Genomic DNA, 14784 nt, shown 5'->3' with positions numbered 1-14784 from the left:
GAGGAATGGAAGATGGCGATCTCCGCCGCTCAAGTAAAGGAACTGCGCGAAAAAACCGGCGCAGGCATGATGGATTGTAAAAAAGTGTTGACTGAAGCCGATGGCGATATGGAAAAAGCGATAGAATTGTTGCGTGAAAAAGGGTTATCCAAAGCAGAAAAGAAAGCGGATCGTGTCGCTGCCGAAGGGGTTGTAGAATCCTACATACACGCCGGCGGACGCATCGGAGTTCTAGTGGAAATCAACTGTGAGACCGACTTTGTGGGCAAAACGGATGAATTCCGTTCTTTTGCCAAAGATATCGCCATGCAGATCGCCGCATTAAACCCGCTGTATGTGCGCCGGGAAGAAGTGCCGGAGGAGGAGCTTGACAAAGAACGGGAAATCCTGCGTAGTCAAGCACTACAAGAAGGTAAGCCGGAACACATCGTCGACAAAATGGTGGAAGGCCGTCTTGATAAATTTTTTGAGCGTGTTTGCCTGCTGGAGCAATCCTATATCAAAGACGGTGATAAAACGGTCAATGAGCTGGTAAAAGAGAAAATCGCCAAAATCGGGGAAAACATCGCCATTCGCCGCTTTGTCCGTTATGAGCTGGGTGAAGGATTGGAAAAACGGGAAGATGACTTCGTTCAAGAAGTGATGAGCCAAGTCAAGCAGTAAAAGCAGTGGGAACACCGGTGTGTTCCCTTTTTTTGCACAAAGTAGAGGGGAAATCCCCTGCTTTGTCGAATTGCATTACCGGGTGGAACGGGGGAATAGAATGGAACGGCCGAGGTTCAAACGGGTTGTGTTAAAATTGAGCGGTGAAGCACTAGCTGGGGAGCAAGGATACGGCATCGATCCCAAAATGATCGCTTCCATTGCAAAAGAGCTAAAAGAAGTTGTGGAGATGGGGGTGGAAGCGGCCATCGTTGTCGGTGGCGGGAATATCTGGCGTGGGATGGCGGGCAGCGCCAAAGGGATGGATCGTGCCACCGCCGATTATATGGGGATGCTGGCTACGGTGATGAACTCGCTCGCTCTGCAGGATGCACTAGAACAAGAGGGTGTCCCCACCCGTGTGCAAACATCGATCGAAATGAGGCAAGTGGCGGAACCTTACATTCGGCGACGTGCCATTCGACACCTGGAGAAAGGGCGGGTCGTCATCTTTGCATCGGGTACCGGGAACCCCTATTTTTCCACCGATACGACAGCGGCGCTGCGGGCGGCAGAAATTGAAGCCGAAGTGATCCTGATGGCCAAAAACAAAGTGGATGGGGTTTACTCCGCCGATCCCAGCCGGGATCCCGCAGCGGTCAAATATGATACTCTCACCTATATGGATGTACTGAACCAAGGGTTGGGAGTGATGGATTCCACCGCATCGACCCTTTGTATGGACAACGATATTCCATTGATCGTTTTTAGCATTGAAGGTGATGGAAACATTCGACGCGTGATTAGCGGTGAACAAATCGGAACGATTGTAAGGGGGAATGCATAAATGATCTCCGATCTTAAACAGAATACCACGGAGCGGATGGAAAAGACGATCCAAACCCTTAAACGGGATTTGGCGACGCTGCGGGCAGGCCGTGCGACACCCTCTCTGCTGGAAAAAGTGACGGTAGAGTATTACGGCAGTGAGATGCCGATCAATCAGATGGCCAATGTATCGGCGCCGGAACCGCGTTTGCTGGTCATCCAACCTTGGGATAAATCGGCATTGGCCGATATCGAACGGGCAATTTTAAAATCGGAGCTGGGGCTGACGCCAAGTAACGACGGTAACCTGATTCGTATCGCCATCCCGGCGCTGACGGAGGAGAGGCGGGCGGAGCTGGTTAAAGTCGTAAAAAAGACCGGTGAAGAAGCGAAAGTCGCCATTCGCAATATCCGGCGTGACGCCAATGACGAAGTAAAAAAGATGGAGAAGAACGGTGATATCTCGGAAGATGATTCCCGTCGCTCCCAAGATGAGGTACAAAAATTGACGGATCGTTTCATCAAAGAAGCGGACCAAGTGGTAGAGGCCAAAGAGAAAGAGGTTATGGAAGTCTAAGCATCTTCACCCCCTTCCCGGGAAGGGGGTTTTGTTTTACAGCAACAGCCCTCTGCTTTTGTGTAGAAAAGCGAGAGCAAATCAGGCATACTAGAGTTAACCGGCGTTTTTGGGGACCGTGGTGGAACCGCACGCTGCTGGGTCCGGAACCGCCGATAGACTACAAATACAGACGGGTTTTCATCTGGGAGGAACGCGGAGGAATGACAATGATCCAAAGGCTAAAAGATTGGTTGGTTGGTTACCAGTCCGCTCCCGATAAAGATGATGGCGAGTGGATTCCTCATTTGCAGGATGGGCCGCTTCCAAAGCACGTTGCCGTCATTATGGATGGAAACGGGCGATGGGCGAAAAAACGGGGGTTGCCGCGCATGGCGGGACATCGTGCGGGCATGAAAAGTGTCCGCCATGTCACACGAGCCGCAGACGACTTAGAAAAAATCGAGGCGCTTACACTGTACTCCTTCTCGACGGAAAATTGGAAGCGACCAAAAGATGAAATCAACTATTTGATGAGTCTACCTGAGGAGTTTATTCGTACGGATTTGGATGAATTGGTGGAGCGAAATATCCAAGTTCGGATGCTGGGAAACAAAGAGGAGCTACCGTCCCACACCGTAGACGCAATCGGAAAGTTTGAGGAAGCGACCGCTGATAATACGGGTATGGTCCTTAATTTTGCGATGAACTATGGTTCCCGGTTTGAGATCATCCAAGCGACCCGCAAGATTATAGATGATGTAAAATCGGGCAAGATGAATAGGGATGATGTGGACGAGACTCTCTTTAATCAATACCTTTTGACCGCCAACCTACCGGAACCGGATCTCATGATCCGAACCAGCGGAGAAATGCGTATCAGCAACTTTATGACCTGGCAATTGGCCTACAGCGAACTCTGGTTTACTGATGTATTGTGGCCGGATTTTGGCCGGAAGGAGTTTTTTGAGGCGATCCAAGATTTTCAACGCCGCTCGCGCCGATATGGGGCGGTGTAAACGGAGACGGGTGAAAAGCGGATGAAACAACGGATTGTAACGGGGGTGTTGGGAGGCGGTTTGTTTCTCGGTGTGCTATGGTCAGGGGGCTGGATGTATACATTGATGCTATCAGCCCTGGCGACAATCGGGTACGTGGAATTTTGTCGGATGAAAGCGATCAGCTGGAACCGCCCCCAGGCTTGGGTCGGCTTTGTCACCTTGTGGTTGATTCTGATGACAGGCCCCTCCGATCAAGGTTATCTATCATCCGGTGGAATATTGGAACATCCCAATAATATTCTCATCGGGCTCATCCTGTTTTTTTTATTGATGGTAGCGAGTCGCAACCGGTTGACGATTGGTGAGCTCGCCTACCTCTTATTAGGGTCTTTATACATAGGTTATGGCTTTTCTTACATGATCCAGGCCCGACTGATCACGGACGGGTTGGCATGGTCCTTGCTGGCGGTGCTCGTTACATTTGCCAGCGATACCGGTGCCTATTTTGTGGGAAGGCGGCTGGGCAACCGCAAGTTGTGGCCATCCGTCAGTCCCAATAAAACAGTAGAAGGTTCTGTAGGTGGAATGCTGGCTTCTTTACTGGTCAGCGCAATCATCGCCTTTATCTTTCCGGAGTTGGGAACGTTTTTCGCGGTAGTGGCCATTGGCTTGTTGATCAGTGTAGCGGGACAATTTGGCGATCTAATCGAATCCGCGATTAAACGGAGCGCAGGGGTGAAGGATTCCGGTACGTTGTTGCCTGGTCATGGTGGTGTGTTGGATCGTTTTGACAGCTTATTGGTGGTATTTCCGATCCTTCATCTGACACAATTGATCTAGGGCTTGTCTGGAACGGTTCACGATTGATCAGACACTTGGGGGAGGGTGAGGTTCGATGAAGAGGATCGCAATCTTGGGTTCCACCGGCTCGATTGGCCGTAGTACGCTGGAGGTGGTCAGACAGCACCCGGATCGTTTCCGGGTTTCAGCCTTAGCAGCGGGGAACAATGTAGACGAAATGGTACGTCAGGTGGAAGCTTTTCAGCCACAGCTGATTTCGATGGCGACGGAAGAAGCGGCTCAAGCGGTACGGGAACGGATCTCATTTCCGCTGGAAGTAGCCGTGGGAGAAGAGGGTCTGCTGGCGGTGGCAACCGCTCCTGATGCAACGGATGTCATGTCCGCGCTAGTGGGCAGTCAAGGACTTCCCCCTACGTTGGCGGCGATTCGCGCCGGTAAAAAAATTCACTTGGCTAATAAGGAAACCTTGGTGATGGGTGGAGAGATTGTGATGTCGGAAGCAAAACGGCATCAAGTGCCCATTCTGCCTGTAGACAGCGAGCATTCCGCCATTTTTCAATGTATGAACGGGGAACGGAAGCAGGATATCCGGCGGCTGGTCATCACCGCTTCCGGCGGTGCTTTCCGGGATTGGTCGCGGGAGGAGTTGGTTCATGCCACCCGGGATCAAGCCTTAACCCATCCCAATTGGTCAATGGGGCCCAAGGTGACGATCGACTCGGCTACATTGATGAATAAAGGGCTGGAGGTGATGGAGGCACGATGGTTATTCGACCTTCCCTACGATCAGATTGATGTGTTAATCCATCCAGAGAGTATTATCCATTCCATGGTGGAATATGAGGACGGGGCGGTGATGGCCCAATTGGGCACCCCGGATATGAAAGGTCCGATCCAGTACGCGCTCAGCCACCCGGAGCGGTGGCCGCTGGAAACGAAACGATTGGACTTGGCAGCGATTGGGCGGCTTCATTTTCGGGAAGCGGATATGAAACGGTATCCCTGCTTACGGATGGCTTATGAGGCGGGACGAGCTGGGGGTACCGTTCCCACCGTATTGAATGCAGCCAATGAGATCGCCGTTGCACGCTTTTTAGACGGGGGGCTCTCCTTTTTGGAAATTGAAGCGATGATTGAAGAGGTGCTCTCCCGGCATACACCCCAAAGCAATCCAGATTTGGAAGAGTTGTTTGCAGCGGACCGATGGGCACGGGATACGGCACGTCGTTGTGGAATCCAGGCAGGCTGATGTCTGGGATCAATCGAGGCGGTGATAGATTGTGGATCAATTACAAACGATCGTTTCCTTTATATTGGTAATTAGCGTCTTGGTGTTTATTCATGAGCTGGGACATTTTCTTTTTGCCAAACGGGCGGGGATTCTGGTACGTGAGTTTGCGATCGGCTTTGGACCGAAGATTTTCTCCGTCTTTCGCGGGGAAACCCTGTATTCCATCCGGTTGTTGCCTTTGGGTGGGTATGTGCGCATGGCCGGGGAAGATCCGGAAATTGTGGATCTCAAAACGGGAACACAGTTAATTCTGGATAAAGAGGAAGACGGACGGGTGCTGCGCATCCGTGCACCCAAGCCAGGGCAGGAAGGCGCCGGTGGGCAGGAGATTCCGATGGATCAAGGAGACCCGGTGGAAGACGATCTGCCGCCTCACCTTCCTTCTGTCGCTTCCACCACAGGCGGCAAATTATTGGATATGGATTTGGAAGATCGCTTATTTATTTTGTTGGAGGATGAATCGGGACGGGAAATCCGGCATGACCTCCATCCACAAGCGCTGATTCAGTACGATGAGCAAAACACGATTCAGATTGCTCCCCTGGATCGACAATTTGGCTCCAAATCGATTCTAGATCGCTTTTTGACGATTGCTGCCGGACCGGTGTTTAACTTTATTCTCACCATTATCCTGATTGGAATCGTAACGATGTTCATCGGTTTGGAAACACGCGTTTCGATCAATGGTGTCGTTGAAAACTCGCCGGCAGAAGGAGCGGGCATTAAGAGCGGGGATATTGTCCGCGAAATTGAGGGAAAACCTGTCACCAGTATTACCGATATTCGAATTCCGCTGGTTGAATCCCAAGGGGAGCCGGTGGATATGGTGTTGGAGCGGGCCAATCAAACTTATGAGACTCGCATTCGTCCCGAACTGTCTGAGGATCAGAACTCCTACCTCATCGGAATCGAGATGAGACAGGAAATGAGGGATGCCACGCTATCGGAGTCTGTGGTGCAAGGGTTTAAGGGAACCTATGAGATGGCAGTGGTTCTCTTCCGGAGCTTGGAGCAGCTCATTACCGGTAAGGTGGGGGTTGATAACCTGGCAGGACCGGTGGGAATTGCCGACATTACGGGACAAGCCGCAGAAGCGGGATGGATTCCATTATTGCGCTTAACGGCGGTTTTAAGCCTTAATCTGGGTATCCTCAACCTGTTGCCGATTCCGGCGCTGGATGGAAGTAGGTTGGTGTTTATTCTGGTGGAAGCGGTGCGGGGACGGCCGGTTGATCCCCATAAAGAGAGTGTGATTCATTTTGTTGGGTTTGCGTTGTTGATGATGTTGATGTTGTTTGTTACCTATAACGATATTGTGAGACTCTTTTTTAACGGGTAACGGAAGGGTCGAGGAGGGGGAACCATGAGACAACAGACGATGCTGGCCCCTACCTTGCGGGAGGTGGGAGCGGAAGCGGAGATGGCGAGTCATCGCTTGATGCTGCGGGCGGGGATGATCCGGCAACTGGCGGCGGGGGTGTATTCGTATTTGCCGCTGGGGTACCGCACATTGCGCAAGGTAGAGCAGATTGTACGAGAAGAAATAGATCGGATCGGAGCGCAAGAAGTGCTGATGCCGGCGATGAATCCGGCGGAACTGTGGAAAGAGTCGGGACGTTGGGATACATACGGTCCGGAATTGGTTACCATGCAGGATCGGCATCAACGTGAATTTTTGCTGGGACCGACTCATGAAGAGGTGATTACCCACCTTTTGCGCCACGAAGTTCGTTCTTATAAAAAATTACCGATGTCTCTCTACCAGATTCAGACGAAGTTTCGCGATGAACGGCGACCACGATCCGGACTTCTGCGGGGACGGGAATTTGTGATGAAGGATGCTTATTCCTTCCATGGAGATCTGGAAAGTTTAGACGTCACTTATCGAGATATGTATAATGCTTATGTCCGCATTTTTAGCCGTCTCGGGTTGGATTTTCGAGCGGTGGAAGCCGATTCCGGAGCGATCGGCGGTAAGGAGAGCCATGAATTTATGGTGCTGTCTGATTCCGGCGAAGATACGCTGGCGGTCTGTGAGAAGTGTGACTATGCTGCCAATGTTGAGACGGCTCAGGCAAGGATGCCGAAGGAAGGTTTTACTCCTCCCGTTGACGCGGATCGCGTTCCGGCTCCGTCAAAAGTAAGCACACCAGGTGTTTCGGCTGCTGCTGCGGTGGCGACCCATTTAAACGTCCCGCTGGAACGTGTGATTAAGAGCTTATTGTTCTTAGTAGATGACAAGCCGGTGTTGGTATTGGTGCGGGGAGATGATGATGCCAACGAGGTGAAGGTGAAAAATGCTTTAGACGCCATTGAGGTAACACTGGCGGATGAGGCAACGGTGCGTCGCATCACCGGCGCTCCCACTGGATTTGCCGGACCGGTTGGATTGCAGGAAGAAGTGCGAGTGGTGGCAGATGATGCGGTACGGGGCTTGGCTGATGCGGTGATTGGTACCAATGAAGCGGATGCCCACCTGATCCATGTCAACCCAGAGCGCGATTTTGATGTAGATGTGTACGCGGATCTCCGCACTGTGAAAGAAGGGGACGCTTGCCCCCGTTGTAACGGTACCATCCGTTTTAAACGCGGAATTGAAGTGGGACATGTGTTTAAACTAGGGACAAAGTATAGCGATGCCATGGACGGAACTTTTCTGGATGGGGAAGGAAAAGAGCAGCCCTTCATCATGGGATGTTACGGCATTGGTGTCTCCCGAGTGATGGCTGCCATCGTGGAACAGCATCACGATGAAAGCGGTATTCGGTGGCCGTTGGCGGCGGCACCGTTCCAGGTGCATCTGATTGTGGTTAACGCCAAAAAGGAAGAGCAGGCGTCATTGGCGGAAGAGCTGTATTCCCAGTTACAGCAAGCGGGTGTAGAGGTATTGTATGATAATCGCTCGGAACGGGCGGGGGTTAAATTTAAAGACTCCGATCTCATCGGAATCCCTCTGCGCCTCACGGTAGGCGGAAAAGCCGATCAAGGCCTGGTTGAATACAAATTCCGCCGTTCCGGTGAAAGCGGCGATCTGTCGGCAAATGAGCTGGACGTAAAGCTGCCTGAACTATTGAAGCGGGTGGACGGTTGATCATTTTTGACGATAAGGAAGAAAAAAGCGGAGCTCCTCTGATTGGAGGCTCCGCTTTGTTATTGGGTGTTAAAGAATTTCCATTCTTTTCACCGCTACCTTCTCGTCCCGTGTCTTTCTTTCTGGTAGACTCAAACAAGAGGAGTATGAACGATTTAATAGATATAGAATTTGGTTGGGGGTGACATGATGTCGGTAACAGAGGCCCGGCGGGAGCGCTGGGAAGCGGTGATGAAACGGGCACAGCTGCCTACAGAAATGGCAACCTATTTTACAGAGGCTTCCATCGAAAAAGTGAAGGTAAGCCGCAAACAGAAGATGTGGACGTTTTATCTCCGATTGGAAACCCCTGTCCCTCCCAATGTGATGTTTGCCATGCAAAAGCAAGTGGCGGAGGCTTTTCACCCGGTGGTGCAGGTACAATTTGTGGTTCGTTATCAACAGGCGGATTTGGAACAACTGATTGAGATGTATTGGCACTGGATCCGAAAAAAGGTGGCGCAAAATTTGTCCCCCTCTGCGGCGGGCTGGCTTTCCCGTGCTGAGTGGACAATGGTGGATTCCACCCTCACTCTATCATTTCCCAGTCGGATGATGACACAGATGGCTGTTGCCAAACAGCTGGATCAGGTGGTTTCCTCGCTGTTTCAAGAGGTATCCGGCACCCGCATCCAAGTGAAACTACAGGTGGATGCCAACTCACAAGCACAGGAGCAATTTCGAGAACAGCGCGAACAAGAAGAGAAAAAACTGATTCAAGAGGCGATGGTTTCACTGGAAGAAGCAGCCTCAGCTCCAGATGAGGGAGGAGCGGAGGAAGAGGGGCCCGTTACCATCGGGTATGATTTTAACGATGAGCCTATTTTGATCAAGGAGATCACCGATGAAGAGCGGCGGGTCTGCATTAAAGGAAAAGTATTTAAAGTGGAGATGCGGGAGCTGCGCAGCGGACGAACGCTGCTCACTTTTAACGTCACCGACTATAGTGATTCCATTGCGGTAAAAGTGTTTGCTCGCGACAAAGAAGACGCCGCTACTCTTACCCGCATCAAAGACGGCATGTGGGTGGCCTTACGGGGATCGGTCCAGTATGATACTTTTGCTCGCGATCTGGTGGTAATGGCCAACGATATCCGCGAGGTGAAGCCGTATAAGCGGATGGATACCGCTGATGAAAAACGGGTGGAACTTCATCTACATACGGCGATGAGCGCCATGGACGGGGTATACGATCCTGGGGAAATGGTGAAACGGGCGGCGGAATGGGGCCATCCCGCTGTGGCGATTACGGACCATGGGGTGTTGCAAGCGTATCCGGATGCCTTTTCCGCCGGTAAAAAGCATGGGATAAAGATCTTATACGGCTTAGAAGCCTTTGTGGTGGATGACGGGGTTTCCGTCGTCATGAATGAAGAGAAGCGGTTGCTGAAAGAAGATACCTATGTCGTCTTTGACGTAGAGACAACGGGGCTGTCGGCGATGCACGACGAAATTATTGAATTGGCCGCCGTCAAAGTGGAAAACGGCGCGATCGTCGACCGCTTTGAATCCTTTGTCAATCCTCATCGCCCGCTGTCGGCCACCATTACGGAGCTGACCAGTATCACCGATGATATGGTAAAGGATGCCCCTGATCTGGATGCGGTTTTGCCCGATTACCTGAACTTTATCGAAGGTACGGTATTGGTGGCGCACAATGCCCGCTTCGATATGGGCTTCCTGCAAGCCGGTGCTAAAAAGATTGGACGTGAGCCGGTTAAGAATCCCGTCATCGATACCTTGGAGTTGGGGCGCCTCTTGTATCCGCGCCTTAAAAACCACCGCCTCAACACTTTGTGTAAGCAATTTGACATTGACTTAACCCAGCATCACCGCGCCATCTATGATGCGGAAGCGACGGGGTATCTGTTGTGGAAAATGCTTGAGGATTGTGTGGAGCGTGAACTTCCTCGGTTGGATCAACTGAATCAGCTGACGGGTGAGCGGGATGTCTCCCGTTTGCGTCCTTTTCATGGGATTGTGCTGGTGGAGAATCTGACCGGACTTAAAAATCTATACAAAATGGTATCGGAATCCCATCTTAACTATTTCCATCGCACACCCCGCATTCCGCGCAGCCTCCTGCAAAAATATCGTGAAGGTCTGATTGTCGGCTCCGGCTGTGAAAAGGGAGAGCTATATGAGGCGGCTTTGACTAAATCACCGGAGGAAGTGGAAGCGATCGCTGAATTCTACGATTATCTGGAGATTCAGCCGATCGAGGTGAACCGTCACTTGGTGGAGAAGGAATTGGTAGAGAATGAGGAGCGGTTGCGGGACGCCAACCGACTGTTGGTGGAGATCGGAGAAAAGCTGGGCAAGCCGGTTGTGGCTACTTCCAATGCACATTATCTGGATGCGTGGGATTCCCCTTTTCGGGATATTCTCGCCTTCAATCAGACCGGGGGCTTTCGCAACAGCGGCCCTCTCTCCCCAGTGCACTTCCGCACCACCGATGAGATGCTGGCGGAGTTTTCCTATTTGGGGGAGGAAAAAGCAATTGAGGTGGTAGTAACCAATCCGCGCGCCATTGCCGACCGCATCGAGGAGATGAAGCCCTTTCCCGATGATCTGCATACACCGATTATCGAGGGGGCGGAGGAAGAGCTGCGTCAGATCTGTTATGACACCGCCAGGGAGATGTATGGCGAGCCGTTGCCTACCATTGTGGAAGAACGGTTGGAAAAAGAGTTGGGCAGTATCATTAAGCACGGGTTTGCGGTGATTTATCTCATTTCGCAGAAGTTGGTGGTCAAATCGTTGCAAGACGGTTATCTAGTGGGATCGCGTGGCTCGGTCGGCTCCTCTTTTGTCGCTACCATGAGCCATATCACCGAGGTAAATCCGCTGCCGCCTCACTATGTTTGCCCTTCATGTAAACACAGTCAATTTATCGCTGACGGCACGGTTGCCTCCGGTTTTGATCTCCCGGACAAAGATTGTCCGGAATGCGGCAGCAACATGAAAAAAGACGGCCATGATATCCCCTTTGAAACATTTCTCGGGTTTAAAGGGGACAAGGTGCCGGATATCGATCTCAACTTTTCCGGGGAGTATCAGCCCCAGGCTCATAAATATACGGAAGAGTTGTTTGGCAAAGATTATGTGTATCGCGCCGGTACCATCTCAACGGTGGCGCAGAAGACGGCCTTTGGTTATGTCAAGAAATTCGAAGAAGAAAAAGGGCAGCAATGGCGCAGTGCCGAGATTGACCGTATGGTGGAAGGATGTAGCGGGGTGAAGCGTACCACTGGGCAACATCCCGGGGGCCAGATGGTGATTCCGCAGAATCTGGAAGTGTTTGATTTTACCCCGATTCAGCGACCTGCTGACGATGTCAAATCGGAGACCATCACCACCCATTTTGATTATCACGCCATCAGTGGACGCTTGTTAAAGCTGGATATCCTGGGGCACGATGATCCGACGGTAATCCGGATGCTACAAGATCTCACTGGTGTCGATCCCCAATCGATCCCGGTAGATGATCCTGAGGTGATGAAGCTTTTTTCCGGCACGGAATCACTGGGGATCACACCGGAGGAATTGGGTACGGTAACGGGTACACTGGGTATTCCGGAGTTTGGGACGCGGTTTGTACGGCAGATGCTGGAGGATACAAAGCCGACCACCTTCAGTGAGTTAGTGCGGATCTCCGGTTTGTCCCACGGTACCGATGTTTGGCTAAACAATGCGCAGGATTTAGTGCGAAACGGTACCGCAGTCTTGTCTGAGGTGATTTCCACCCGGGACGATATTATGATCTATCTAATTTATAAAGGGATGGATCCTTCGATCGCCTTTAAACTGATGGAAAAGGTACGAAAAGGAAAAGGGCTGACCGAGGAAGAAGGGGAGTTGATGCGGCAGCATGATGTGCCGCAGTGGTATATTGACTCCTGTCGCAAGATCAAATATATGTTTCCCAAGGCGCACGCTGTCGCTTATGTGTTGATGGCGGTCCGTATCGCCTGGTTTAAGGTGTATCATCCCATCGAATACTACGCCACCTATTTCACCGTCAGGGCGGATGACTTTGATGTGGAATTGGTGTTGAAGGGGAAAGATGCGGTCAAAAAGGCGATTGTTGAGATCGAGGAAAAAGGGGTGAGTGCCAGCCCCAAAGAAAAAGGGCTGCTTACCATACTGGAATCGGTGCGGGAGATGCTGGCTCGGGGGTTGACGTTTCAACGGGTGGATTTGTACCGCTCCGATGCCACCCATTTTAAAGTGGAGGGCGATTCGTTGATTCCCCCGTTTTCATCGGTTTCCGGCATTGGAACCAATGCTGCCAAAAACATTGTGGTCGCCCGTCAAGACGGCGAATTTCTCTCCATCGAAGATCTGACGAAGCGGGCTCGGGTCACCAGTGCCGTCGTCGAAGTCCTAAAGCGACTCGGATGCTTGGATGAGATGCCGGAGAGCAATCAGTTGACGCTTTTCTAGTAACTATCCGTAAAGGTATTTCGCTTTCAAAATCCTATCCTCATCTCACTATTTTCGGATGACAACATTACTTTTTCAGCCATTTGTAAGGAAGCTTTGCGCATGATGCGACGGTTGTGATATGATGGCGATTGGGAATACTCTCCACCTTAGCGGGAGAGTTTCTGTTTTTCCACGTTTAAAAGGTGGGGAAACTGTTGTAAACTGTGTAAGAACGGGCTGCTTGGAGCGAGGTGCCGTGTAAAGGGAACCATCGGTGGTGTGTGCCGTTCCGCCAAACACCGACGGTCGCGGATTTGTGCCATTCTGATGGCATTGTCGTTTACGATCTTTTTGGCTATACTGATAGGAGAAATGTCCGGCCGAAAAGAGTGGGTTGTTACCCACTCTTTCCCTTTGTAGCTGTAAGAAACGGTACAGCTCGTAATAGAAGGAGGGAGTCGCATTTGAGTCGCAAGGTGCTTGAGGCTGTAGAAGAGTTGGTAAATCCGATCCTGACAGAAGAAGGGTTGGAATTGTATGACACGGAATTTACAAAGGAAGGGAAGAGTTGGTTCCTGCGCGTCTATATTGACCGACCGGATGGAAAGGTGGACCTGGACGACTGCAGCCGGGTAAGCGAGCGGCTCGGTGCAGCATTGGATCGGTCGGATCCGATCAAGGGCGGTTATTATCTGGAGGTCTCTTCCCCCGGGGCGGAACGCCCGTTAAAAAAGGACAGCCATTTTCAGCGCGCTGTCGGTGAACGTATCTTTTTAACCACCTATGAGGCCATCGACGGCCGTAAACAATTTGAAGGGACGCTGGAAACGTACACCGCGGATATGGTCACGATTGATATGGATGGGGAAGTGGTGGAAATTCCTCGTGACAAAGTGGCGAAAGCGCGACGTGTCCTCGTGTTTTAATTGAAGGGAGGAGAAATGAGCGATGAATGCAGAGTTCATCGACGCCCTAGCCCAGTTGGAAAAAGAAAAGGGCATCAGCAAAGAGGTGTTGATCGAGGCGATTGAAGCGGCCTTGATTTCAGGGTATAAGCGAAACTTCAATTCCGCCCAAAATGTGCGGGTGGATATCGACCGGAATACGGGACGGGTTCGGGTGTTTGCCCGTAAAACGGTAGTAGATGAAGTCCTTGATCCAAGGCTGGAAATCTCCCAGGATGCCGCTGCGGATATTAGCCCCACTTATCAGCTGGGGGATATTGTGGAGATTGAGGTGACACCAGCCGACTTTGGCCGGATTGCAGCGCAAACGGCGAAACAGGTGGTAACCCAACGCATTCGCGAAGCGGAACGAAGCATTATTTACGAAGAGTTTATCGACCGGGAAGAAGATATTGTAACTGGGGTTGTGCAGCGATCTGACAATCGCCACTATTTTATCGACCTGGGGCGGGTGGAGGCGTTGCTACCTCATGTGGAGACGATGCCTGGTGAACGCTTTAAGCACAATGACCGGGTTAAAGCATATATCACCCGGGTGGAGAAATCGACCAAAGGTCCGCAAGTATTTGTATCCCGTACCCATCCCGGCTTGTTAAAACGGCTGTTTGAGTTGGAGGTTCCCGAGATTTACGAGGGAATTGTGGAGATTCGCTCCGTGGCCAGGGAAGCGGGCTACCGTTCTAAGATTGCGGTTTCCTCCCGGGATGAGCAAGTGGATCCCGTCGGTGCATGTGTGGGTCATCGGGGCATGCGGGTACAGACGGTGGTCAATGAGCTGCGAGGGGAAAAAATCGATATCGTTCGTCATTCCGAAGAAGCGGTAGAATTTGTCTCCAATGCCTTAAGTCCGTCCAAGGTAGTTAGTGTCGATATCCAAGAGGGAGAAAAAGTGGCCCGTGTGGTGGTTCCCGATCACCAGTTATCACTGGCGATCGGCAAGGAAGGGCAGAACGCTCGTCTTGCAGCCAAACTGACCGGTTGGAAAATCGACATTAAAAGTGAGTCTGAAGCGTTGAGTCAGGAAGAGACAGAGCCGGAAGTTAAATCCGTTGAGGCAGAGCCGGAAGCGGTAGAGACTGAAGTCGGTTTAGCGGAATCATCCGAAAGCGCTGTCGATGGTGATCATCAGTCCTGACGTCTCC

The 14784-nt window shown here is 51.5% G+C and carries 11 protein-coding genes; all 11 read left to right on the top strand.

From position 1 onward, the window contains the following. The first annotated feature begins 12 nt into the window (after positions 1 to 12). Positions 13 to 663, top strand: a complete 651-nt coding sequence (gene tsf, locus C8J48_RS07660; RefSeq protein WP_107725715.1) for a translation elongation factor Ts — start codon at positions 13 to 15, stop codon at positions 661 to 663. Positions 664 to 763: 100 nt separating this feature from the next. Further along, entirely contained in the window at positions 764 to 1489 is a 726-nt protein-coding gene (gene pyrH, locus C8J48_RS07655) for a UMP kinase (RefSeq protein ID WP_107725714.1), read from the top strand. Continuing rightward, positions 1490 to 2047: a ribosome recycling factor gene (gene frr, locus C8J48_RS07650; RefSeq protein ID WP_107725713.1), complete on the top strand. Its 558-nt coding sequence runs from the start codon at positions 1490 to 1492 to the stop codon at positions 2045 to 2047. Positions 2048 to 2256: 209 nt separating this feature from the next. Continuing rightward, positions 2257 to 3045, top strand: coding sequence for an undecaprenyl pyrophosphate synthase (locus tag C8J48_RS07645; RefSeq protein WP_107725712.1), 789 nt, complete (start codon positions 2257 to 2259; stop codon positions 3043 to 3045). 21 nt (positions 3046 to 3066) lie between these two features. Further along, positions 3067 to 3867, top strand: a complete 801-nt coding sequence (locus C8J48_RS07640; RefSeq protein WP_107725711.1) for a phosphatidate cytidylyltransferase — start codon at positions 3067 to 3069, stop codon at positions 3865 to 3867. Between the two features lie 55 nt (positions 3868 to 3922). Beyond that, entirely contained in the window at positions 3923 to 5077 is a 1155-nt protein-coding gene (locus tag C8J48_RS07635) for a 1-deoxy-D-xylulose-5-phosphate reductoisomerase (RefSeq protein ID WP_107725710.1), read from the top strand. Positions 5078 to 5108: 31 nt separating this feature from the next. Continuing rightward, positions 5109 to 6458: an RIP metalloprotease RseP gene (gene rseP, locus C8J48_RS07630; protein ID WP_170105271.1), complete on the top strand. Its 1350-nt coding sequence runs from the start codon at positions 5109 to 5111 to the stop codon at positions 6456 to 6458. 24 nt (positions 6459 to 6482) lie between these two features. After that, positions 6483 to 8210, top strand: a complete 1728-nt coding sequence (locus C8J48_RS07625; protein WP_107725708.1) for a proline--tRNA ligase — start codon at positions 6483 to 6485, stop codon at positions 8208 to 8210. A 186-nt stretch (positions 8211 to 8396) separates the two neighbouring features. Beyond that, positions 8397 to 12695 carry a PolC-type DNA polymerase III gene (locus C8J48_RS07615; protein ID WP_425430450.1) on the top strand — a complete coding sequence of 1433 codons (4299 nt, stop codon included), beginning with the start codon at positions 8397 to 8399 and terminating at the stop codon, positions 12693 to 12695. Between the two features lie 446 nt (positions 12696 to 13141). Then, positions 13142 to 13603 (top strand): ribosome maturation factor RimP, encoded by a 462-nt coding sequence (rimP, locus tag C8J48_RS07610; protein WP_107725705.1) that lies wholly within the window; start codon positions 13142 to 13144, stop codon positions 13601 to 13603. A 22-nt stretch (positions 13604 to 13625) separates the two neighbouring features. Then, positions 13626 to 14777, top strand: coding sequence for a transcription termination factor NusA (gene nusA / locus C8J48_RS07605; protein ID WP_107725704.1), 1152 nt, complete (start codon positions 13626 to 13628; stop codon positions 14775 to 14777). The last annotated feature ends 7 nt before the right edge of the window (positions 14778 to 14784 follow it).

Source organism: Desmospora activa DSM 45169 (assembly GCF_003046315.1).
GTDB classification, from domain to species: domain Bacteria; phylum Bacillota; class Bacilli; order Thermoactinomycetales; family DSM-45169; genus Desmospora; species Desmospora activa.
This window is presented reverse-complemented; position numbering and strand designations above follow the sequence as displayed.

Bases quoted from the DNA above. Each gene is read 5' to 3' on its own strand.
- tsf (WP_107725715.1), top strand. From the start codon at position 13: ATGGCGATCTCCGCCGCTCAAGTAAAGGAACTGCGCGAAAAAACCGGC.
- pyrH (WP_107725714.1), top strand. From the start codon at position 764: ATGGAACGGCCGAGGTTCAAACGGGTTGTGTTAAAATTGAGCGGTGAA.
- frr (WP_107725713.1), top strand. From the start codon at position 1,490: ATGATCTCCGATCTTAAACAGAATACCACGGAGCGGATGGAAAAGACG.
- C8J48_RS07645 (WP_107725712.1), top strand. From the start codon at position 2,257: ATGATCCAAAGGCTAAAAGATTGGTTGGTTGGTTACCAGTCCGCTCCC.
- C8J48_RS07640 (WP_107725711.1), top strand. From the start codon at position 3,067: ATGAAACAACGGATTGTAACGGGGGTGTTGGGAGGCGGTTTGTTTCTC.
- C8J48_RS07635 (WP_107725710.1), top strand. From the start codon at position 3,923: ATGAAGAGGATCGCAATCTTGGGTTCCACCGGCTCGATTGGCCGTAGT.
- C8J48_RS07625 (WP_107725708.1), top strand. From the start codon at position 6,483: ATGAGACAACAGACGATGCTGGCCCCTACCTTGCGGGAGGTGGGAGCG.
- C8J48_RS07615 (WP_425430450.1), top strand. From the start codon at position 8,397: ATGATGTCGGTAACAGAGGCCCGGCGGGAGCGCTGGGAAGCGGTGATG.
- nusA (WP_107725704.1), top strand. From the start codon at position 13,626: ATGAATGCAGAGTTCATCGACGCCCTAGCCCAGTTGGAAAAAGAAAAG.